Origin of the sequence: Streptomyces abyssalis, assembly GCF_001751365.1 — a bacterium.
Lineage (GTDB): Bacteria > Actinomycetota > Actinomycetes > Streptomycetales > Streptomycetaceae > Streptomyces > Streptomyces abyssalis.
In genome coordinates this window covers 1-617 of record NZ_LJGT01000016.1, presented here as the reverse complement: position 1 = coordinate 617, position 617 = coordinate 1, and the positions used below count along the sequence as shown (strand labels likewise).

At 69.5% G+C, this 617-nt stretch carries 1 protein-coding gene; it reads left to right on the top strand.

Annotation, left to right across the window (positions count from 1 at the left end):
* A partial coding sequence (locus AN215_RS00055; protein WP_245694112.1) for a sensor histidine kinase occupies positions 1–617 on the top strand: 617 nt, incomplete at both ends.

The following is a 617-nucleotide window of genomic DNA, read 5'->3' as shown; positions in this document are numbered from 1 at the left end:
GAGCTGGAGTCGGATCGTGGTTCGGTGGCCGACACCGCCGCAGCCGACCTGCGCCGCATCGAACGCGACCTCCACGACGGCGCACAAGCACGCCTGGTCACCCTCGCCATGGACCTCGGCCTCGCCAAGGAAAAACTCCTCCAAGACCCCCAAGCCGCCGCCGACATGGTCGACGAAGCACACGGCGAAGTGAAACTCGCCCTCCAAGAACTCCGCGACCTCGCCCGCGGCATCCACCCCGCCATCCTCACCGACCGCGGCCTCGGCCCCGCCCTCTCCGCACTCGCCGCACGCTGCACCGCCGACGTCACCGTCACCGTCGACCTCCCCGACCGCCCCGCCCAAGCCATCGAAGGCATCACCTACTTCACCGTCTCCGAACTCCTCCAGAACATCACCAAACACGCCCAAGCACGCACCGCCCGCATCGACATCTGGAAAACCCACGACCGCCTCCTCCTCCAGACCACCGACGACGGCAAAGGCGGCGCCACCACCACCGGAACCGGCACCGGACTCGCCGGACTCGCCGACCGCCTCACCGCCGTCGACGGCCTCCTCATCCTCGACTCCCCCACCGGCGGCCCCACCACCATCACCGCCGAACTCCCCTGGCG